Origin of the sequence: Aeoliella sp., from assembly GCF_965227375.1 — a bacterium.
In the GTDB taxonomy this organism is placed as follows: domain Bacteria; phylum Planctomycetota; class Planctomycetia; order Pirellulales; family Lacipirellulaceae; genus Aeoliella.
Genome location: NZ_CBDDFX010000001.1, coordinates 2,322,302 through 2,342,536 on the forward strand (window position 1 = coordinate 2,322,302; position 20,235 = coordinate 2,342,536).

Annotated in this window: 24 protein-coding genes; 14 read left to right on the top strand and 10 right to left on the bottom strand. The window is 60.9% G+C overall.

Annotated features, from left to right (window positions below; translation table 11 throughout):
* Positions 1-88: 88 nt before the first annotated feature.
* The 6 genes from ACQK2L_RS09490 to ACQK2L_RS09515 form a co-directional block, all read right to left on the bottom strand.
* Positions 89-640, bottom strand: a complete 552-nt coding sequence (locus tag ACQK2L_RS09490; protein ID WP_425396712.1) for a ParB N-terminal domain-containing protein — start codon at positions 638-640, stop codon at positions 89-91.
* A gap of 218 nt (positions 641-858) precedes the next feature.
* Complete coding sequence (locus tag ACQK2L_RS09495) at positions 859-1,122, bottom strand: hypothetical protein (RefSeq protein ID WP_425396713.1); 264 nt, start codon at positions 1,120-1,122, stop codon at positions 859-861.
* A gap of 223 nt (positions 1,123-1,345) precedes the next feature.
* Positions 1,346-2,185: a hypothetical protein gene (locus ACQK2L_RS09500; protein WP_425396714.1), complete on the bottom strand. Its 840-nt coding sequence runs from the start codon at positions 2,183-2,185 to the stop codon at positions 1,346-1,348.
* Positions 2,186-2,332: 147 nt separating this feature from the next.
* Complete coding sequence (locus ACQK2L_RS09505; protein ID WP_425396715.1) at positions 2,333-2,533, bottom strand: hypothetical protein; 201 nt, start codon at positions 2,531-2,533, stop codon at positions 2,333-2,335.
* A gap of 40 nt (positions 2,534-2,573) precedes the next feature.
* Positions 2,574-3,524: a S1 family peptidase gene (locus tag ACQK2L_RS09510; protein ID WP_425396716.1), complete on the bottom strand. Its 951-nt coding sequence runs from the start codon at positions 3,522-3,524 to the stop codon at positions 2,574-2,576.
* A 260-nt stretch (positions 3,525-3,784) separates the two neighbouring features.
* The gene (locus tag ACQK2L_RS09515) at positions 3,785-4,360 is read right to left on the bottom strand and encodes a hypothetical protein (RefSeq protein WP_425396717.1); all 576 of its coding nucleotides are present in this window, start codon (positions 4,358-4,360) and stop codon (positions 3,785-3,787) included.
* A gap of 749 nt (positions 4,361-5,109) precedes the next feature.
* Between ACQK2L_RS09515 and ACQK2L_RS09520 the strand changes: the two genes are divergently transcribed.
* From ACQK2L_RS09520 to miaB, 10 genes are all read left to right on the top strand, one after another.
* Positions 5,110-5,502 carry a hypothetical protein gene (locus tag ACQK2L_RS09520; RefSeq protein WP_425396718.1) on the top strand — a complete coding sequence of 131 codons (393 nt, stop codon included), beginning with the start codon at positions 5,110-5,112 and terminating at the stop codon, positions 5,500-5,502.
* 28 nt (positions 5,503-5,530) lie between these two features.
* Positions 5,531-5,791 (top strand): hypothetical protein, encoded by a 261-nt coding sequence (locus ACQK2L_RS09525; RefSeq protein ID WP_425396719.1) that lies wholly within the window; start codon positions 5,531-5,533, stop codon positions 5,789-5,791.
* 59 nt (positions 5,792-5,850) lie between these two features.
* Positions 5,851-6,468, top strand: a complete 618-nt coding sequence (locus ACQK2L_RS09530) for a prolyl hydroxylase family protein (protein WP_425396720.1) — start codon at positions 5,851-5,853, stop codon at positions 6,466-6,468.
* Positions 6,469-6,525: 57 nt separating this feature from the next.
* Positions 6,526-7,158: a hypothetical protein gene (locus ACQK2L_RS09535; RefSeq protein ID WP_425396721.1), complete on the top strand. Its 633-nt coding sequence runs from the start codon at positions 6,526-6,528 to the stop codon at positions 7,156-7,158.
* Positions 7,159-7,584: 426 nt separating this feature from the next.
* Positions 7,585-8,130 (top strand): HYExAFE family protein, encoded by a 546-nt coding sequence (locus ACQK2L_RS09540; RefSeq protein ID WP_425396722.1) that lies wholly within the window; start codon positions 7,585-7,587, stop codon positions 8,128-8,130.
* Positions 8,131-8,419: 289 nt separating this feature from the next.
* The gene (gene def, locus ACQK2L_RS09545; RefSeq protein WP_425396723.1) at positions 8,420-9,007 is read left to right on the top strand and encodes a peptide deformylase; all 588 of its coding nucleotides are present in this window, start codon (positions 8,420-8,422) and stop codon (positions 9,005-9,007) included.
* A 129-nt stretch (positions 9,008-9,136) separates the two neighbouring features.
* Positions 9,137-9,610: a hypothetical protein gene (locus ACQK2L_RS09550; protein WP_425396724.1), complete on the top strand. Its 474-nt coding sequence runs from the start codon at positions 9,137-9,139 to the stop codon at positions 9,608-9,610.
* 111 nt (positions 9,611-9,721) lie between these two features.
* Positions 9,722-10,669 carry a methionyl-tRNA formyltransferase gene (gene fmt / locus ACQK2L_RS09555; protein WP_425396725.1) on the top strand — a complete coding sequence of 316 codons (948 nt, stop codon included), beginning with the start codon at positions 9,722-9,724 and terminating at the stop codon, positions 10,667-10,669.
* A gap of 309 nt (positions 10,670-10,978) precedes the next feature.
* On the top strand, positions 10,979-11,167 hold the full coding sequence (locus ACQK2L_RS09560; RefSeq protein WP_425396726.1) for a hypothetical protein: 189 nt from the start codon (positions 10,979-10,981) through the stop codon (positions 11,165-11,167).
* An 84-nt stretch (positions 11,168-11,251) separates the two neighbouring features.
* Positions 11,252-12,679, top strand: a complete 1,428-nt coding sequence (miaB, locus tag ACQK2L_RS09565) for a tRNA (N6-isopentenyl adenosine(37)-C2)-methylthiotransferase MiaB (RefSeq protein ID WP_425396727.1) — start codon at positions 11,252-11,254, stop codon at positions 12,677-12,679.
* 66 nt (positions 12,680-12,745) lie between these two features.
* On the opposite strand, the gene ACQK2L_RS09570 is transcribed toward miaB, so the two are convergent.
* Positions 12,746-14,050, bottom strand: coding sequence for a basic secretory protein-like protein (locus tag ACQK2L_RS09570; RefSeq protein ID WP_425396728.1), 1,305 nt, complete (start codon positions 14,048-14,050; stop codon positions 12,746-12,748).
* A 202-nt stretch (positions 14,051-14,252) separates the two neighbouring features.
* On the opposite strand from ACQK2L_RS09570, the gene ACQK2L_RS09575 reads away from it, so the two are divergent.
* The 4 genes from ACQK2L_RS09575 (at position 14,253) to ACQK2L_RS09590 (ending at position 17,425) form a co-directional block, all read left to right on the top strand.
* A complete protein-coding gene (locus ACQK2L_RS09575; protein WP_425396729.1) occupies positions 14,253-15,242 on the top strand; it encodes a tetratricopeptide repeat protein in 990 nt (329 codons plus the stop codon).
* 161 nt (positions 15,243-15,403) lie between these two features.
* Positions 15,404-16,153: a MotA/TolQ/ExbB proton channel family protein gene (locus tag ACQK2L_RS09580; RefSeq protein ID WP_425396730.1), complete on the top strand. Its 750-nt coding sequence runs from the start codon at positions 15,404-15,406 to the stop codon at positions 16,151-16,153.
* Positions 16,154-16,379: 226 nt separating this feature from the next.
* Positions 16,380-16,802, top strand: coding sequence for an ExbD/TolR family protein (locus tag ACQK2L_RS09585; RefSeq protein WP_425396731.1), 423 nt, complete (start codon positions 16,380-16,382; stop codon positions 16,800-16,802).
* 179 nt (positions 16,803-16,981) lie between these two features.
* Positions 16,982-17,425 carry an ExbD/TolR family protein gene (locus ACQK2L_RS09590; protein ID WP_425396732.1) on the top strand — a complete coding sequence of 148 codons (444 nt, stop codon included), beginning with the start codon at positions 16,982-16,984 and terminating at the stop codon, positions 17,423-17,425.
* A gap of 89 nt (positions 17,426-17,514) precedes the next feature.
* Here ACQK2L_RS09590 and hisS read toward each other — a convergent pair whose 3' ends face one another.
* The 3 genes from hisS to ACQK2L_RS09605 form a co-directional block, all read right to left on the bottom strand.
* Positions 17,515-18,837 carry a histidine--tRNA ligase gene (gene hisS, locus ACQK2L_RS09595; protein WP_425396733.1) on the bottom strand — a complete coding sequence of 441 codons (1,323 nt, stop codon included), beginning with the start codon at positions 18,835-18,837 and terminating at the stop codon, positions 17,515-17,517.
* Between the two features lie 102 nt (positions 18,838-18,939).
* Positions 18,940-19,365 carry a hypothetical protein gene (locus ACQK2L_RS09600; RefSeq protein WP_425396734.1) on the bottom strand — a complete coding sequence of 142 codons (426 nt, stop codon included), beginning with the start codon at positions 19,363-19,365 and terminating at the stop codon, positions 18,940-18,942.
* A gap of 293 nt (positions 19,366-19,658) precedes the next feature.
* Entirely contained in the window at positions 19,659-20,105 is a 447-nt protein-coding gene (locus ACQK2L_RS09605; protein ID WP_425396735.1) for a YkgJ family cysteine cluster protein, read from the bottom strand.
* Positions 20,106-20,235 lie beyond the last annotated feature (130 nt).

The window sequence follows — 20,235 nt, forward strand, 5'->3', positions numbered from 1 at the left end:
GCGTACAGTTGTGGATCGCTCGTTATCCCGAAGGGATTGTGTCCATCAGCCCAGTGTTGCGGCGACGCCGCTACGCTGGGGGGAGTTTTCACAGCGTGATCACGCGGCACCGAAATCCTTCGCTGCGGAGGCGGTTGAAAAGCGCTTCTTGCTCGGCTTCGCCGTCGCATTCCACGAGCACTTGGTAGGCTTCGGGGACGTCGACTTCGGGGCGGTTGTCTTCGGGGGGTGGTGGAGCGCCGTCGGGTTTGAGACCGGCGAGCATCGACTCGACCGCCTGGCATTCGAACACCGCTTCGCCGAGCAGGCTGGTGAAGTTTTGCTGGTCGACGCCGGCCATCGAGGCCAGCGCGTCGTGCGTCAGCAGCACCTTGGTGGCTTCGTTGTCGTCGAGGTCCACCACCAGCACCGGCACCAACGCGTCCTGCATGGTCTCGGCGCGAAGGTGTCCGTCGACCAGCTCCAGCGAACCGTCTGCGAGTTCCCGCGCGACGACCGCGTCGGCAAAACCGACATCGGCCAGCACGCCGCGCAGCGCGTCTTGCTGCGCGATGGGATGCGTCCGCCAGTTTCGCGGGTTGGGTTTTAACTCACTCGCCGGCACGCGGCGGAGTTCTTTCACGCGGTCTTGGATGTGCATGGGGGTGTTGGGTATTGGGAGGATGTGGTGTCCAGTCGTAGGGTGGGTGGTCCTGTCGGCCAATCGAAGTAGGAATTCCGCGAGACCGTTGCCGCCGATAGGTTCACCCACCATGGCAAGGCATCAAAGGTGGGTGAACCTGCCGGCAATGTTTTGATGCAATGGAAACGGCCGTGGCGGCAGAACCACCCACCCTACGGTTCTGCGTGACACATGAACTAGTCACCGCCCTTCATCTCGTCGCGTGTTGCCAGGCGGGTCACGTCGTTGCGGATCTCGTCGACCTTGGTGTCCATGCGGTCGAACAGCAGGCAGTTGCGCTGGAGTTGCGACTCGAGCACCTTCATCCGCGGTTCGAGTCCACGCACTTGCGACGTGAGCACAAAGCCCTCGACCACCAGCGCCAGCAACATCCCGAGCCCGCCGAGTGTGCCCCAGCGGAAGAGCATGGCTTGCAAACGGTATTCGTTGTTTTTGGTCATGGTTGGATCGGTGGTTGGTGGTTGGAAATCAGTCGCGGATGTTCGCGGATCAGTTTGTAGGGTGGGTGGTTCTGTCGGCCAACGAAGATACGAACTGCGCGAAAGCGTTGCCGCCGACAGGTTCACCCACCGAGCCTAAGACGTATGGATGGTGGGTGAACCTGCCGACAACGTTTCGATGCAACGCGAAGGGCGCTGGCGGCAGAACCACCCACCCTACGATTTACGGTGCCGGAGCTGGTGGAATGATCGGCGCGGCTGTGGTCGTGCCGTTCGAACCGCTCGCGGCGCCGATCGTTGCGTCGGTTCGCACGCTCGAATAAAAATTCGTCAGGTTTGTGGGCCACGGGGCGATGTCGGCGGGCAGCTCGGTGACCGGGATGCCTTCGCTCAGTAGTTCCAGGCGGTCTTCGGTCAGCACGCGATCCAAACGTGGCACCGTGTCGACCATTTCGGTGGCGGTGAAGAACTCGCCCGGGTTGTAGGCGGCGAAGTCGGCCTCGGTGAGCGTGAACCCGTCGGCCATCGCGGCGGTGCGGTCCTTGCCGAACAACTCGATCGCCATGTTGGCGTACACGCGGCGGAGGTACTGTCCCACCAGTCCGGCGAATGCGGTGCTGACTTCCATCTCCTTGCGGTTCTCGGTGTGCTGCATCGCCTCGGCCAGCGACAGCAGCACCAGTTCGGCCCACCGCTTGAGGAATGGGTTCCGCACCTTGAAGTACGGCACCGGGTACACGCGGAACACCTCGCCGGCGGGCCGCACGTGCTGCACTTCCATGTTCCGCTCGCCCGGCGGCACCGCCCGCCCGGCCAGGATGCTCGCCGCGCGGAGGTACAGCTTGTGGATTCGCTCGAGCGTGTTCCGCGATGGTGGAATCCGGAGGTCGACGTCCTCGTGGTGCATGATGTGGAACAAGTTGCGACCGACCAGTTGCGTCCAGTCGACAATCGTCGGGTTCAAGCTGCCGATGTCGTTCGACCAGTTCGGCACCGCATACCCGGCTTCGCCGAAGATGCCAACGTTGTAGTGAAGAATCGCGTCGGAGTTGGTGATAGGCATGATGTTGTGTGGGGTTAGAGTTGAGGATCGGTTACATGGCGAGCCGGAAGCGTTAGCGCCCGGAGTGGTTGGGAAATGACCAATGTTGAATTAACAATGACCAATGGTGGCGGCCGGAGTCACGATTTTTGGTCATTGGGTGTTTGGTCATTCGTCATTTCCATTCATCTGCTGCTTGATCAAACTCTCCAGCGTGTGCAGCGTTTCCACACTCGCGGGCAGTTTGCGGGCGACTTGGCTGGCGGCCCAGGCGTAGGCGTTTTGGAACTTCGACGTTTCGTAAGGCACGTAGGTGTTCGTCTCGACCACTTGCGGTTCGGTGGGCGGGGTTTCGAACGCTACCGGCACGGCGCGCTGCTCGCGCTGGTTCCAGCGGTAGCAGTAGTTGTCACTCGTGGGCTCGGTGGTCTTGGGGAAAGCTCTCGGTGCGCGGACCTCCCAGGCCACGCCGACGTGGGCGACGCACTCGAACCAAAAAGCCCGCCGCCAGAATCGCCACGCCAAGCGGGGTGCTCACGCCGAGCGCGGCCGCGGCTAGATGGAGCCAACCAACCGCTGGCGTGGCGATCTGCGGGGGAGGGGAGGGGGCAATCGGTTTTAGATTCGCAAGTTGCGTAAGCTGTGCTTCGATGCGCTCAAGTCGAGCGTCGCAATCGCAAGCGCGCTCGCAGCCTTCGTCGGAAGACGAGGGTTGGATGATGGGAAGCTTCCGCTCTTGGTCAGAATTCTTGCGAATCCTGCTACGTTGTGCTCTCTCGAGCAATGCTCGCACGGGACCAATCGGCACAAACGCGGTGCCGCCGTTGGGGTTGCCCCACACGACGCCCACCAAGCGGCCCTGGCTGTAGACCCCGCCGCCTGAGTTGCCGCTGCGGCTGGCGCCGGTGGCGAAAAACCCGCCCGCGCCGGCACCGTGGTAGCGACTGGTGACCTGCCCGTAGTACTTGCGAAAGGTGACGCCGGCGTCGAACGCGCGAAAGTGGACCGGCGTGCCGATCGCCACTTCGCTGCCGAGCTTCACGTGCGGCCACTCGGATTGGACTTCCAAGAGCGCGAGGTCGTTCTGGCGATCGACCGCGCAAACCACGGCCGCTGCCGACGCACCGCTGCTGGCGTGCAGCAGGACGCTCGATTGAGCGTCGATCACGTGATGGTTGGTGACGATGAGCGTTCCACCCGTTGCGCTCCGCGCCACCGAGGTGCCACTGCCGCGCGACGTGGGGCACTCGACGCGAATGTCCATGGCGGTTGGCTGTGCTTGCGGGGCGGTGGGCAGGCACCGCCAGGTGCCATCGGGTTGGCGGATGCATTCGGCTTGGGCGGTTGAGACAACAGCCACGAAGACAGAGATTACACGGAGCATATAAAGTGAATGGAACATCATAGATCGGTATGTAGGTGATGCAGTTTTTACGTTAGTGTCATTCCGAAAGGAGGCTCGCCGACTGAGGAATCTGGATTGCAGTAGTCGGCGACTTTGTCACTTCTGGACGTCTGCTCGTCCGAGCTCGCTAAAGTGCTGTGCCGTGTGGTTGTCCAAACTAGATTCTTCAGGTCGCTCCACTCCCCTCAGAATGACACGAGTCTCGTAGGGACGTTTCAAACCAGCGTCAGCACGTATTCATAAAACGGGCTTTGCGCCAGGTCGGTCGGTTCGGTTAAGCGGTCGGCCAGATGGGGCACGGGATCGACTCCGCCGGCCAGGCGGTCGGCCATGGCCACCGCCTGGCTGCAGAACGGTGGGCGGTGTTCGACCCGTTGGTCTTCGATGCTCGGTTTGGCGAACCAACGCACCAGCGGAAGGTGCAACAAGGCCGCGGTGGCGACGCCACGGTAGCCGTAGTCGCAGCCGGCCAGTCGGCGCATGTACCGCACCGACGCCACGCGGTCGTAGTGCTTCCAGCGGAGGTCGGGATTGGTGCGAAACAGGTCGATCCGGCCGGGATACTTGCGTACCTGGCTGGCCAAGGTGACCGCCCGGCCGCCGTACCATTCGCGAACCTCGCAGCAGAATGGCTCGTTGCCCCACCAGGCGACCTTACCTGCATGCGAATGGACGCCGCGGCCGGCGATGGCGATGAGGGAACCTAGCGAGCGCCGGCGTCGTCGAAACAACAACAGGTCGCCATCGAACAACTGCGGCTTGGCATGGTCTAAGGAAACGAAATTTTGCATGGTCTTGCGATTCTTGTTGTGCGCACAAAAAAAGCCCGCCGCGAGAAACGTATTTCTCGCGGCGGGCTCTGTTGGATACCGGGTGCTTCCTCACACTTTGCAAGGAAGGTTGGCTCCACTGGATACCTGCCAGTGATTTCGTGCATGTAGTATGACGCATGTGTGTAAGAAAACAACAACCACCGGGAAAGAAATCGGGATTAGTTTTCAGCACGGAGAGCGTAGAGAATCGAAAGCCGCGACCGCTGGTCGCGCCGATGAATTTAGCCACGGATGAACACTGATGGGCACGGATTTTTGACAGAGAAGTGTTGAACAGGAACAGCTCCGAAGGAGCGCAACATGTCAGCCTGGGGCAAGCGGCGAGGACGAGCCAAGCGCCGCCCCAGGATAGAAATCTGTTCTTCCAGCGGTCGAGGAGAAAAGTTTCCACCAGCCGGAGCGCGACCGAGACCGCAATCAATCCGTAGATGGCCTCACGAGAGGTCTAAGGCAACCTGCGGCCACCTACGGCGAAAGTCGCACAGAGAGCCACGCGAATCAACGTTTCTGAAAAGTTGTCCAGAGACTCATGGCCACTCGGCGGGTACAATGCAGTCCGAAATCAGCAGATCCCAGAGGTCGGGTTAAACATGGACTCCACAGCGCCATCCGGAATGGAACCCAATGCACCGGTGCGATTTCGGCTTCGTACCTTGCTGCTAGCCTTCTTGATGGTAGGTGTTGGAATCGGGATCATAGGGAGGCTCATGCGACCTTCCGCCGAAGAGCTCGAAACCTATCGGCTTCAGCAAGAGTTGTACCGTCGTTTCAAAACAGCGGATGCATTAGCGGCCCACTTGGAGGAGGAGTTTCGCACGGTGAATCCAGCCTCGATTCAGGGGTGGAGATTCAAGCGCGCGGGGAAAACCAGTCAATGGAACGGATGGCGCAAGCGCGGGATTGCTTACTACGATCGCAACGACGACGGAAAAATCGATATGAAATGTCGATATGAGCCACGCATGAGTACGAGCGAGTATTGGTGGGAGGACAACGACTACAACGGCGACTTTGACACCGAGGTGCACCAAGGCTGCTTCAACTACGGCGAATATCCGCTGGAGCCGGTGGTTCCGGTGCCATCGGTGATACGAGATTAGAACGCCCTCAACAGAAGGAGACCAACTGATGGCGGAGAAGAAACTCGGCAGCGACAAACCCAAGAGCTACCTGCCGCTGGGGCATATCGATTCGATCGAGAACAAGGAGCCCAAAGAGGGCGAGCCGCCGCGGTGGGCCCGGGTGCGGTTGCAACAAGAAGATGGCTCGGAGGCGACGTTCCTGCTGACGTTCGAAGAACTGAAGAACGGTTTGGTCCGCGCCGAAACGAACAAAGAGGACCTGCCACCGGAAGGTTGGTTGCAGAAGTTGCAGGATTTGTTTGACTGATGCGGTTCGCAGTTTTTTGTGGAGCTTTTCATTCCCCCAACGAAAGGTAGAGGTTGCCTATGCCGGAAGAAAACTGGTTGAACGACTACGTGTTTACGGTCGAAGACTTCTTAACCCCCGAGGAGTGCGCCAGGTACATACAAATGAGCGAGGACTACGGCTACGAAGACGCCCTGGTGTCGAGTCCTCAGGGGCAGGTGTTGCGAAAGGACGTGCGCAACAACGAGCGGGTGATCTTTGAGAGCGACCAGATCGCCGAGTGGCTGTGGGAGAGGGCGCAGGAGTTTGTGCCGGCGGAGTACGACGGCCGGCCGGCAGTGGGCATGAACGAGCTGCTGCGATTCTATCGCTACGATCCCGGCCAGCAGTTTAACTGGCATCAGGACTTTGCGTTTGAGCGCGACAACGGCGAGCAGAGCTACCTGACGTGCCTGGTCTATCTGAACGACGACTTCGAGGGAGGCGATACCTCGTTCGAGGATTCTTACTCCGATGACTCATTCGACGAGTTCAGTGTTGTGCCGCGAGAGGGGATGGCCCTGTTCTTCGAACACGCGGTGCATCACAAAGGCGAGCCAGTCACCAAGGGCCGCAAGTACGTTCTACGGACCGACGTCATGTACGCGGCCGAGGACGCGGAGTTGGAGGATGAAGAAGCCTACGAGGAAGAGTGGTAGCGACTCGTAGAACGGGACGCTGGCTTTCGTTTCACTCGATGTTCCAAGGAGAAGCGTATGACTCGATGGGCACTATTCTCAATCGCGTGCGTGATGCTGCTGAGTTCGCGCGTGTCGGCTGCCGGGCCAAAGCCGATTACCGACGCCGACACGGTGCTGGCCATCTACAACGAGGACTGGGGCCTTGCCTCGGAGGGCGGGCCGCAGCTGATCTTCTGCCTGTGGGAGGATGGAACAGTGGTCTGGTCCGAAGATCAATTGAAGGGAGGTGCACCCTTCCAAACGGCCAAGCTGCCGCCCGAGGCGTTAAGCAAGACGCTGAAACGCTTTGACGACCGCGGTGCGTTCGACCTGCCTGCGAAGAACCGCTCTCACTGGGGGCCCGACTCCAGGTTTACGAAGATCGTAGTCCGGGGGACCGGGGGGCAGCTCGAACTCGAATCGTGGCACGAGTTGTCCGAAGCGGGCGGCAAGGCAATTGCCGACGCGCACGGGCTGCGGGGGCTCGAGGCCGGCGAGAAGCTGATACCGGCACTGGCAACCCAGCCGGCCGAGTACCTGCATTTTCGGCTCGTTTGGCTGGAAGTGCGGTTGGCGGCAGCCAACTTGATTCCCAAGTCGGGCGCGCCGGTCACCGGCACGGCAACGATGCACGCCGGCAAGCTGACCTGGAGGCCGGAGGTTGAGTAGCCGTGTCCCAATAATGTAGACGAGAACCCCAACAAAAAGACCCGCCTTCGAGAGCAAGCTCTCGAAGGCGGGCTCATTGGATACCAAGGTCCTTGGGGGGCTTAAGACCTCGGATCCGTAGGATGTTCTCGAAACGTCTAGTCTAGGCAAGCTTGTTAGCAGCTATCAACAGTTGGCGGCCAATAATCTGGAAAAAAGGTCTCCAATGGCGCAAAAACAGCGAGCTATACCGATGACAGCGAACTGGCATCCCTGCGGGCAGAAATAATTGAATGCAGGGAGCAATTTTCGACAACGTGCCACGTCGGATTGGCGGAGTTGAGGTTGGAATTCTCCGACAGTGTGTACGCTACAAGCCCGTGTGCGGCACGCACTAGTGGATTCCTCGAATAGCTGGCAGAGGGCTGTGATGTTAGGCTGCGAGCTATGGCGCGACTGCATAATCATTACGAAGCGGCGTTCGAGGCACTGCTCCGCCAGCGGCGCACCCCGTACGTGGCGGTCGATGAGAAACGCCGCAGCTTGGTCGCCCAGCAGTCGGGGCGCGACTCGCTGAAGAGTGTCGACTTTCTCGTCTCGCCGCCGGGGCCGACCAGCTACCTGGTCGACATCAAGGGCCGCCAGTTCCCGGCGGGCCGGGCCAACAAACAGTACTGGCGCAACTGGTCGACGCGGGACGACCTGCGCAGCCTGGCCGAGTGGGCGCGGTACTTCGGCCCGGACTTCTCGCCGCTGTTGGTGTTCGCGTTCGAACTGGTAGCCGATCGATCGCCGGTCCCGGCGGACGACGTGTGGCGATTCCGCGACCGCCGCTACGGCTTCGTCGCGGTGCCGCTGGCCGACTACTGGCAATCGGCCCGCACGCTGTCGCCCAAGTGGGACACCGTGTCGATGCCCGCCGACGCGTTCCGCCAGCACGGCAGGAGCTGGACCGCCCTGCTGCAAGGGGAAGGGGTGCAGGTGGCCGAGTAGCAGGGTGAGTCAGATCCCCAGGGTAGTGGCGACAGCCGGGGTAGCGGCGCAATCAGCCACGGTAGGAAATCGGCATTTCGTCATTCCCCAGGGTAGCGGCTACGCCGCAACCCTTCGCTGGGAGCCGAAACGCCTTCGGCGTAAGGGGGGAGTATCGATTCGGGTGCCACGGTGAGCTTTTGGTCATTGGGTATTTCGTCATTGGGTGCTTTCCCCACCGTCTGCCATTCTCTCCGCGATTTCCTTATAATTGAGCGTTTCGCCTTTTGCACTCCGCGTCCCTGGTCCAATGCCGCTTTCGATTATTCACTACCCGCACCCGACGCTTCGTCACAAGTCGCAGCCGATTCGGCGTGTGGACAAAGAGCTCAAGAATTGGGTCGCCCAGATGTTCGACCTGATGTACGAGCACGAAGGCGTGGGGCTGGCGGCCAATCAGGTCGATCTGCCGTATCGGATGTTCGTGATGAACCCCACTGGCAACAGCCAGGAAAAAGACGCCGAGCAGGTGCTGATCAACCCGGTGCTTTCCAAGATGAAGGGGCATCAGGAGGGCAACGAGGGCTGCTTGAGCATCCCCGGCGTGCACGCCGACGTGGTGCGGGCCAAGACCCTGCACGTCGAGGCGTTCGACCTGGCGGGCAACCTGATCGAGGCCGACCTCGAAGGCTTCCCGGCCCGCGTGGTGCAGCATGAGAACGATCATTTGGACGGCGTGCTGTTCATCGACCGCCTGAGCGAAGGCAACCTGGCGGAGATACGGCATTTGATCGACGAATTCGAAGTCGACTTCCAAAGCCGCCTGGCGACTGGCGAAGCGCCGACCGAAGAGCAAGTCTCCGCCAAGCTGGCGGAACTTGAGAAGCTGCGGACGTAGCACGGAATTCATTCCGTTACCTTACCGCCGGTAGTGGAAAATAGGACTTGGACTTGGCAGGTTGGGTAGATGTTGAGCTGGAAGTCCATATTGCACTCGCTGCTGGCGTGTTTCAAAGGAGGTGGTTCCGTGGCGGACGGTGAATATCAGATGACGCAGCGTGAAGTTGAAACCCTGAAGGCTCGATTCGTCGAAGCTGGTTGCGAAGTCAGTGCGTTGGACGAAACAAGCTTCGAGGTACTGCTAGCTGACTACCCAGTTGTGACGCGAGTCTTCGCGAATCCCTTCTATCTGGAGTGGAGTACCGTAATTCAGGCAAGTAAAGGCGAAGAGCATCGTGACAGCAGGGCGCTTTTGCTGGACTTCGTAAATGGACTGAATCTTAGCTCTTCTTTGGCCAAGTTCGTATTGGATTTGGAATCTCAAGATTCCAATTCCCATCCACACTCGATCATCGTGACGGCAAAACTGATGAATGGGCAGGAGACTCGAAAGTTCAACAGTGAACAACTACACAACTTTCATAGTCTTTGGTTGCAGGACATAGCCAACGCCATCAACTCCGATGGAACCTTGGAGCTGGAGGCAATGCTTCGCGTCTGACTGAATCGAGAACCGAAAGTAAACCAATCTGCGAATATCCTGCTCAATCCGCGCTAATCCGCGTCGAATTCTGTTCCCCAACGGAATGAACTCCGCTGCTACGAGGTTGTGATGAAGCTTGTGATGCTGGGAACCGGACCCTTCGCTGTGCCGACACTCCAGGCGTTGGCCGGCGGTCCGCACGAAGTGGCCCTGGTCGTGTCGCGGCCGTTTAAGGGGCGCAAAAAAGCACTGCGACCGCCTATGCACACCGCGGCCGAGGAGTTGGGCATCGAATTGTGGACACCCGAGAGTGTGAACCTGCCGGAGTCGATCGTGCGGCTGGAGTCGCTTGAGGCGGACCTCTTGGTGGTGTGCGATTATGGCGAGATCCTCAAACCGGCGGCGCTCGGCGCGACCAGGCTCGGCGGAGTGAACCTGCATGGTTCGCTGCTGCCCAAGTATCGCGGCGCTGCGCCGGTGCAGTGGGCCGTTTGGAATGGCGACACCGTGACTGGTAACACGGTGATCCAGATGACCGCCGGCCTCGACGCGGGACCCTGCCTTGCGCAGCAGCGCGTCGACATCGACCCCGACGAGACGGCCGGCGAGTTGGAAGAGCGTCTGGCGTTGCTCGGCGCCGAAGCGGTTGTCGACGTGGTCGAGAAGCTCACGGCCGGTACGGCCGAGACGGTGGAGCAGGAGCACACGGCTGCCAGTAAAGCGCCGAGGCTGGCGAAGCAGGACGGGCTTGTCGACTGGTCGCTACCGGCGCTCCAGATCAAAAACCGCGTACGAGCGCTCTCGCCGTGGCCCAGAACATTTTCGTTTTGGCACATCGAAGGCCGCGAGCCTGTGCGCGTAGTGATCGACCGCGTGCAAGTCGATCAATCTGGCGAGCCGGAAGCGTCAGCGCCCGGAGCAGCGCCCGGAGTTGTGGTGGAGCAGAGCGGTAAACTCCTGGTCCAAACCGGCGAAGGCCTGCTGGAAGTCCTCACGCTCCAACCCGCCGGCAAGCGCGTGATGCAAGCAGCGGAGTTCTTGCGAGGGTACAGCGGAGGAAGATTCGCCAGCGAGTGACCCGCAAGCCGGCTTGTCCTCGAGCCCGGAGAAGGTGCGCTTGCTACCACCGCTCCACTGCAAACTTGGACGGTTGGAATTGCCACAAAGAGGCACCAAAAGACACGAAAAACGATGAGTGTTGCGAGCTTCTTTGCGCGTTTTCGTGCCTTTTTGTGGCCATCCGGACCGATCTTGTTAACGCTGCAGTGCTAGTCGGGTAAAGGAACGTGCCGGATCGCCGCAATTCCCCTCGCCTCGGCCGGGTGGTATTGAGTACCATAATGGGTCGCCCCCAATGGAACCCTCCCCAGGCAGGAGCCCCCTTCGATGGATCGCTGGGATATCGCGCTGTTGGTCGTCGCTTCGGCGGTGGCTGTTGGTACGCTGGTGAGGCTGATGCGCAGCCGCCGCGACATGCTGGTGGCCGACATCAAGCGACAGTTCGACGAGCACCGCCGCCGCGAGGCCCAGGCCGAAGAAGAACGCAAAAAACGAGAACAGGAAGAAGCAGCCTAGTGCTGCGGTCCGACATTTCCGATGAGGCGTAGCTCGTCGGCTATCCACCTACTTACTCACGCACTCACTTACTCACCTCCACGCATGCCGAAGCTCTACATCGAAACCGTTGGCTGCCAGATGAACGTGCTCGACAGCGAGTTGGTAGTTGCTGCGCTGCGTAAGGAGGGTTACGAGCTGACCAGCGACTCGCAGGCCGCCGACACGGTGATCTTCAATACGTGCAGCGTTCGCGAGCACGCCGAAGAAAAGATCTACAGCGCGTTGGGCCGATTGAAGAACGCCAAGCAGGAGAACCCCGACAAGGTGATCGGCGTGATCGGCTGCATGGCGCAGAATCACCAGCGGACCGTGTTCGAGCGTGCCCCTTATGTCGACTTGGTCGTCGGCCCTGGTCAGTTGCACCAGGTGCCCGAGCTGATTCGCAACGTGCAAACCGGCGGCGGGCAGCAGCTCGAAGTGAGCCTGGGACGCAAGGAAGGCAGCCGCACCGAGATCGCCCGCAGTCACGAGAGCTTCGATCCGCTGCGCGACCCCACGATGCGGCCGACACCGTTTCAGGCGTACGTCCGCATCCAGATTGGTTGCGACAAGTTCTGCACCTACTGCATCGTGCCGAGCGTCCGCGGCCCTGAGCAGAGCCGTCACCCGGAAGACATATTGAGCGAAGCGCGGCAACTCGCCGGCGAGGGCTGTAAGGAGATCACGCTACTGGGCCAGACGGTCAACAGTTACAAGTACACCGAAGGCGAGACGACCACGCGGTTCAGCGATCTGATCTACGCGCTGCACGAGGTCGATGGCATCGAGCGAATCAAGTTTGTCACCAACTATCCCAAGGACATGACGAACGACCTGCTCGAAGCGGTCCGCGATCTGCCGAAGTGCTCGAAGTACCTGCACGTGCCGGCCCAAAGCGGCAGCGACGAGCAGCTCAAAGCGATGCGGCGAGGTTACACGGTGGGCGAGTACCGCGAGATGCTCGCGAGAACGTACGAGTGGATTCCTCGCGTGGCGGTCACCAGCGACTTTATTGTCGGCTTCAGCGGCGAGACCGACGCCGACTTTCAGATGTCGATGGACCTGGTGCGCGAGTCGCGGTTCAAGAACAGTTTTATCTTCAAGTACAGCGAACGCCCCGGCACCAAGGGCGCACAGATCCTGCCCGACGACGTGCCCGACGCGGTGAAGCGGGCGCGGAACAACGAGATGCTGCAGCTACAGAACGAAATCAGCGAGGCCGACAACCAGCGGTTCCTCGGCGAAGCGGTGCAGGTGCTGGTCGAAGGACCGAGCAAAGCGGCCGCCAAGAAGGAAGCCGAACTCGGCACCGAGCACCCGCAAGTGCAATTGACTGGCCGCACGATGTGCGACCGCATCGTGGTGTTCGATGGCAACCGCCGCCAGATCGGCGAGACGATCGACATCGCCATCTACGACGCCAACGCCCACACCCTGTTCGGCACGGTGGTCACGCAGCACGTGCGGCCGGAGTTGGTGACGCTGGGGTGAACAATTTAGTTTGCGTGCTGGCACCCCCGCCGTGAACGGCGGGGCTCAGCGCGGGCTGCGGCAGCTTCACTCCTGCTTCTGGCTCTCCCCAAAGTCGGCCCACAGTTCTGGCGCGGTTTTGCCGGTGAGTTCCTTCCACATCTCGCTGGTATACCGGCCCTGGCGCATCGCGGCATTTAGCTTGGGCAGGATCTCCTCGCCGTGCTCGGCGATCACGTAGTTCAGGAACGCGCCGGTGATGCGGTAGCTGTTGTCGTAGTTGTGGCGGTTGAAGTTCACTTGCGGGCGGAGGCTCTCGGGCTCGTACAGGAACCAGCGGATGTAGTCGCAGAGTCCTTCGACCAGCCAACCTGGGTTGCGGCGCGAGCGGTACTGCTGAACTACGTGCACCATCTCGTGCACCACCGCGCCGGCCGCTTCGCCTTGGAGGTTGCGACTGAACCACACGCCGGCGCAGTGCACTTCGGTGCCTAGGGTGTAGGCGACGCCGTCCATGTTATTGCGAAAGTAGATGGTGAACTTCTGCGGCGCTTCGAAGTCTTCGCTCGGCAGCATCTCGACGATCTTGGGATACCACTCGCGGCAAATCGGCTTGAGCACTTCGTCGACCCAGCCGCGAAGTTCCGGCGCGCCGGTCGTGTCGAAGGTGATCTCATACTGCTCGTCGATCACGATCGAGTCGATATGCTTATCCAGGTCGGGCAGGGGGTACTCGTTGCCGTCGACCACGTCGACTTCGGTGTAAAACGTGTTGCCGAAGCGGTGGTCGGGCTGCGACTTCTTGATGTCGAGCAGCAGGAAGCGGTACTTGCCCAAACGCTGTCCTTCGCCTTCGGCGATGCTCACGCCCACCTGTCCCGGCTTACCGGCCGTAGATTGGCGAGTATCGACGTCGGCGAGCTTCGTCCAGCCGTACTGCTGTGGATCGTTATCGCCGGTGCGGCGGAGCCGGCCGGCCCGCGCGTCGTCCGTGGCCGCCCACAGCGTGTAGACTTGCGCCGAACGTTCGTTGGGATGCCACGAGTAGCTGTTCACCTGCTGGATGTCGATCTCGCGGCCCAGATCGAGCATCACCCGACCCCCTTCGCCCTGGAAGAAGAAGCAGTTCCGCGGATCGTCCGAGCTATTCGCCAGTTGGCCATTCACCAGCGCTTGGGCTGGCTGGCCGTTGCGATCCTGATTGCCGCCGAGCAGCGAGACCCGCGCTAGGTTGCCTGCATCGGTGTCCGATGGAGCGGGTAAGTTGTCGAACTTGAACGCGGGTTGGGCCTCGGCGTCAGGACGGACTTCGACTGTTACCTCGACTTCGCCCCGGACCACGCCAGGGCAGACCACCAATAGAAAGCAGCAGCAGCAGCTGAGTATGCGCATAGAATTCTCCCAGTCGCAATGTGCGAACTTGCTGGGCTGTGCCGAACCCAGCACACGGGGGCAGAAAACGTAGTGTAGTTGCTGGCGGGCGCCGTGGCTACACGCGGATTACCGATCCATAGCGATCCGCCTTGCCAAGTTGCGCACAAAGGTCGAAACTGAGGGCTTGTTCCTGATTTCCAGTCGCCGATTGTGGTCCGCCGTGCCGAGTCGTTGTGTCATTTCGATTGCCGTTGTGCTGGCTGCTTCGGCGGCCGTGGCCGACACGGTAACGCTGTCGTCCGGCGACGACGGCAAGGGGCGCATCGAGATCTCCGGCACCGTGGTCGACTACACCGGCATTGAAGTCACCATCGGCACCGTCGGCGGCAGCGAGCGAAGTTATCCCGCCGGCCGCGTTGTCGCGATCGACACTCGCTGGCCCGATGGCTACCAGCAGGGCAGCGAGGAATTGGCAGCTGGCAAATACTCGCAGGCTTCCAAGCTGTTGACCGCTGCGGTGCGGGCCGACCAGCGGGCGTGGGTGCGTCGGCTTGCCATGGAAAAGTTGATGGACTGTTATGCGGCGGTGGGCGACCCGGGCTCCGCGGGACGGCTACTCGTGGAACTGGCCAAGAGCGACCCCACCACGCCAGCGATGCGCCGCGCGCCGCTTGCGTGGCACTCCGGTACGCAAGTCGCGCCGGCCGTGGTGGCCGAGTGGCAAGCCAGCAATCAACCAGCCGCCCGACTGTTGGCCTCCAGCTACTCGCTTTCAGGCAGCGATCGCGCGGCGGCGCTCGAGACGCTTGCGTCACTCGCACACGGTGGCGACGAGCAGGTTGCCCGCCTGGCCGAGATGCAGCAGTGGCGCACCCAAGTGGTGACCGCCAGTAGTTCGGACGTCGAGCGATGGGAGAAGCGCCTCGCGGAGCTACCCGACTCTCTGCAAGCAGGCGGCTGGCTGGTGGTGGGCGACACACACCGGCAGCTCCGCCAGGCGGACTCTGCGGCCCTGGCATACCTGCGCGCGAGCATGCTTGCCGAAAAGAGGCCGCAACTTGCCGCCGCCGCCATGCTGCGCGCCGCTAAGACCCTCGAGGCAGATGGCAAGCAGGACGAAGCCCAGCAGCTGGTGGCCGAACTGATGCGCGACTACCCCAAAACTGCCGCAGCAAGCGAAGCGAAGAATATGCTACAATCGCCCGAATAGATGGGTGCGTTATCAGGAGTGTTACGAGATTGACTCCCGCAGTTTTTAAGACCCCCTCTCCTAACCTCTCCCCGCAAGGGGGAGAGGGATAGTCGGAGGGAGTCGATCTCGAAACACTCCACTAGCTCACATCCAACAGCCCCCGAACAAGGATGTTTCGTTTGCTTCGTACACTCTTCCATACGTTTCTCGCCACGCTGTTGTCGATGCTGGCGGCGCCGCTAGCCATGGCGCAGGACCCGGCACAACCCGAGGCCCCCGCGGCGGGTGAATCGATTTCCGACATCATCTTCTCAGGTGGCATCGTTGGTTTTCTCATCGTCGCGCTGTTGCTGCTACTCTCGATGGGCGGTCTGGCATTGGCGGTCGAGCACCTGATCACGATCCGCCGCAGCGTGTTGATGCCCGACGAATTGGTCTCGCAGCTTCGCGAGTTGCTTGCCCAAGGACAAGTCGGCCAGGCGGTGCAGCGGTGCGACGCGACACCGTGCGCCCTGGCGTCGATGATGCGCGCCGCGCTCATCGAAGCCGAAGCCGGTTGGCCCGCGGTCGAGAAAGGTCTGGAAGAAGAGACCGCCGACCAGGCGGGGCGGCTGTTTCGCAAGATCGAGTACCTCAGCGTGTTGGGCAACATCGCCCCGATGGTTGGGCTGCTGGGCACCGTGATCGGCATGATCATGGCCTTCCGCGAAGTGGCCGACACCCAGGGCGCGGCCCGCGCCGGCGAACTCGCCTCCGGCATTTACCAGGCGCTAGTCACCACCGTGGGCGGCCTGCTGATCGCCATCCCGTCGCTCGCCGCCTACGCCGTGTTCCGCAACCGAGTCGACGGCCTCATCGCCGAATGCATGTCGACCGCCAAGGGACTACTCGCCCCCGTGAAACGGGCGCTACTGAATCGCAAATCGTGAGGATCGTGGAACCACGGAGAGCACAGTGGACGCAGAGATTGCATAGCCGTAACCAGCGGTCGCGTTTGTGAACTAAGCCACGGATGAACACGGGTGGACACGGATTGAATGTAGTGTGTGTTAAGTGTCGCCCCGTGGAATGGAGCCGAGACCGCAACACACCCTTACTCTGCGATCTCTGTGTTCTCCGTGGTTCAATAAACTCAGCGTTCGTAACAGCCAACCCATGACCAACGCCCGATATCGCAAGCCGGTTTCGATGAACATGACGCCGATGATCGACGTCGTGTTCTTGTTGATCATTTTCTTTTTGGTCAGCAGCCACTTGGCGCAACAGGAGACGCAGCTCGAACTCGACCTGCCGCTGGCCACGACCGGTGGCGAGATCACCGAGACCCGCTCCGAGCGGGTGACCATCAACCTGAAGGCCGACGGAACCGTGCTGTTGGGCGCTGGGGCCACGACACTCGACGAACTGGACTCCCGCCTGGCCTACGAACGCGACCACGCAACCTTGCCCATCGAAGTCCGCATCCGCGCCGACTCGACCATCCCCTTCGGCGAAGTCAAACCCGTGCTAGTCGCCTGCGCCAAAGCCGGCATCTGGGACGTGAGCTTTGCGGTAGTAGAAGAGGGGAACACGAATTAGTACTACAGCGCTGCGATAAGTATCAGCAGGAATCGCCACAAAGAGGCACCAAGATGCACGAAAAACTTGTTGCGTTTGTTTCCGACGATTTGCCGAATCATTTCTTTTCGTGACTCTTCGTCCTCTTCGTGGCTATCTGAAAATCCCTGACCCCCGACCCCTGAATCCTCCCAACTCCCATGTCCTCTTGGCGTCATCCCCGTTTTCGGCAGCAGTCGGGCGAATTGTCCATGACCGCGATGATCGACGTCGTGTTCCTGCTGTTGATCTTTTTCGTTTGCACAGCCAGTTTTCAGGTGGTGGAGTTTGTGCTGCCGTCGAACCTGTTGGTGAGCAGCAACGCGTCGGTCGACGTGCCGATCGAGCCGCCGGACGACCTGGAGCGGATCGTCGTCGAGGTGGCGACCGGCGAGAGTGGGGTCACGTGGCGCGTGAACGACTTGCCATGCGCGTCGCGCGGCGAGCTTGCGGAGCTGTTGAGCGCGGTCGCGAGTGTCGACGCCTCGCTACCGGTGGTGGTCGACTGCCAGGACGCGGTGCCACTGGGCGAAGCGATCACGGTGTACGACACAGCCCGCTCGCTGGGCCTGGCGAAGGTGCAATTTGCTGCCGACGCAGAGTAGTTGGCAATGACGAATGACGAAACACCCGAATATCCAAGCAGGCATGATGGGTCCGCGCGAGCTGAGACTCGCTTGACCCCATCCTACGGCTACTCGGCGGAAAGCAGCTTCGCGATTTCTCCGGCCGCCGCTTCCATCTTCACGGTGGTGCTCGAGCCGTCGGCCAAGTTTTTGATCTGGCACTCGCCGGCTTCGATCTCGTCGGGGCCGGCGATCACCGCGACGCGATGCCCGCGCTTGTCGGCGTATTGCAGTTGCTTGCCGAGTTTCTTCGGTTCGTTGAACAGTTCCACTCGCAAGCCGGCCGCGCGGAGGTCGCTGGAGAGTTTCAAGAGCGGACCCAGCAACTCCTCATTGAACAGCGGCACGAACACTTCGGCTGGCGTGCGCACCTCGGGCACCATGCCGAGTTCTTCCATGGCTGCCAGCAAGCGATCGAGACCAAGCGACGCGCCGATGCCCGGCAGACGCTGCTTGGTGAACATCTGGGCCAGGTTGTCGTACCGGCCGCCGCTGGCGACGCTGCCAATGTCGGGCAGTTGGGTGAGCGTTGTCTCGTAGATCATGCCGGTGTAGTAGTCTAAACCGCGGGCGATCGAGACGTCGAGCTTCACCCGCTCCGGCGCAACACCAGCGGCCGCGATGCCGGTCAGCACTTCCTCGAGCCGCGCAAGGCCCGCCTCGCCGACTTCGCTCTCTGCGACCATCGGCTTGAGCTGTTCGAGCACCTGCTGGTTGGGTCCTTCGAGCGCAGCAAACTCCAACACCTGGCCGGCTTGCTCCTCCGTGGCGCCGGCGGTCTCTTGCATCTCGGCGGCCACTTTTTCGGGGCCAATCTTGGCCAGCTTGTCGATGGCGCGCAGCACATGCGTCGACTGCTCGGCCAGGCCAAGCGTCTCCAGCAGTCCGTTCAGCACTCCCCGATGATTCACCTGGATGGTGAACGCATCGGCGAAGCCGATCTTCGACAAGAGATCGTGTATCACCAGCGCGGTTTCGATGTCGCTGGCGGCCGATTCGGTGCCGATGGTGTCGAAGTCACACTGCATGAACTCGCGGTAGCGGCCGCGCTGCGTGTTCTCACCCCGCCACACGCTGGCGATGTGATACCGCTTGAACGGCAAGCCCAACTGCTGCGCGTACTGCGCGGCGAACCGTGCCAGCGGCACCGTGAGGTCGAACCGCATGCCGACGTCCCGCCCGCCCGCGTCGGTGAATTTGTACAGCTGCTTGTCGGTCTCGTCCGACCCCTTGCCAGCGAGGACCTCCAAATACTCCAGCGCCGGCGTATCGATCGGCGCAAACCCGTACGAACGATACACGCCGCGGGCCGCGTCGATCAGATGCTCCCGCGCGAGCATCGCTTGCGGCAAGTAATCGCGGAAACCTTTGAGCGTACGGGGCTGGATCATGGGGGAGGGGGGAGGATTCGGGGGTGAGGGGTCGGGGAATTAGACGCGGATCAGCGCTGATTTTAGCGGATCGACGCGGATTGGGTTAGGTGGACGGCTCGCCTAATGCCGCTTCGTGCCATAGCCAACCGCGTAGAACCAGTCGATAGCGTCCAAGTTTCTCACAGCTTCCATGGCTCTGCGCACCTGCCAGGCGTCGGAGCTGTAAGGCACTCGCTTCAGCTGCCCGTCCACGTTTTCACCCAACCGACACTCCAGCCAGCGAATACGTTCGGCCGATTCGTCGAGTTGCAATTGCAGGTGGACGGGAACCACCGTCTGATCGGTGATGAGAATCGCGTTGCCGATCAGTTCCATTTCCAGCGGGCCCGTCCTGCGAACCACCAGAGGCAAGACGCCGTCGAGGCTTTCGTACTTCCACTCGGGATGGACCTCGCGCAGCACTCCGGGGATGAACCAACTAAGACCGATTTGGTCTTGAGCCAAGGCTTCGTCTTCAAGCTCGCCACCGATTGGTACTTGCCACAACTGAGACCGCAGGTGTTGTGCGATCCGTTGTTCTAGTGGTGAAACAGGCTCATCGTTGAAGACATTCCTCCCAAATTCGAGTGTTCCAACAACACAAATCCGCGAGTACCCGACGTAATCCGCGCACATCCGCGACTAATTCAAGGCGGAGGAGGGAACACTAATCGACGCTAATCATCGCTAATAGGTTCGCTACGGAATTAGCGAAGATTAGCGCGGATTAGTGCTTCAAAAAACAAATCCGCAACTGATTCCCCAACCCTCGGCTTCCGCCGAAGGCTGATTTTGTCTCTCTAAGCCATGACCGGCAGCAGGTCGGGTTTGGGGCTGCGGATGTTCTTGCCCTTCGACTTGTAGCACGCTTCGCTGTATTCCCACACTTGCTCGTGCGTTTCGAGGTAGAAGTCGTAGGTCCAGTCCTCGTCGTACTCGCAGTTCTTGAAGCTGTAGTCGCGGCAGATTTGGGGGCGGCGTTCGTAGATGCCGCAGCGGTAGTCGTCCTGCAGCTTCTCGCAGACCGTATGGACCAGCAGGTACCAATCCTCGTCGTCCTTGAAGAACGTGGCGTTGTGGTGCAGCACGATCCAGCGGATGTACTCCATGTCCTCCAGGCAGTCGGGCGTTTCGTAAGGCACGGCGATGTAGTGGCAACACTTCGCCGTGCAGTACTCGCACAAATTGCCGTCCTTAGGCAAATCCTCGCGCTTGATCTTCTGGGTGCCAAAAGCAACTGCGGACATAGTTGAAAGCTCGAAGTGGGAAGTGAAAACAGCCAACGACCTTCGTGTCGTCGGAGACGAATGATACGGGTGGTACGGATTGTAGCGAATCGACTCCGCTTTGGGAAACCATCGCAGACATTCCCAACGG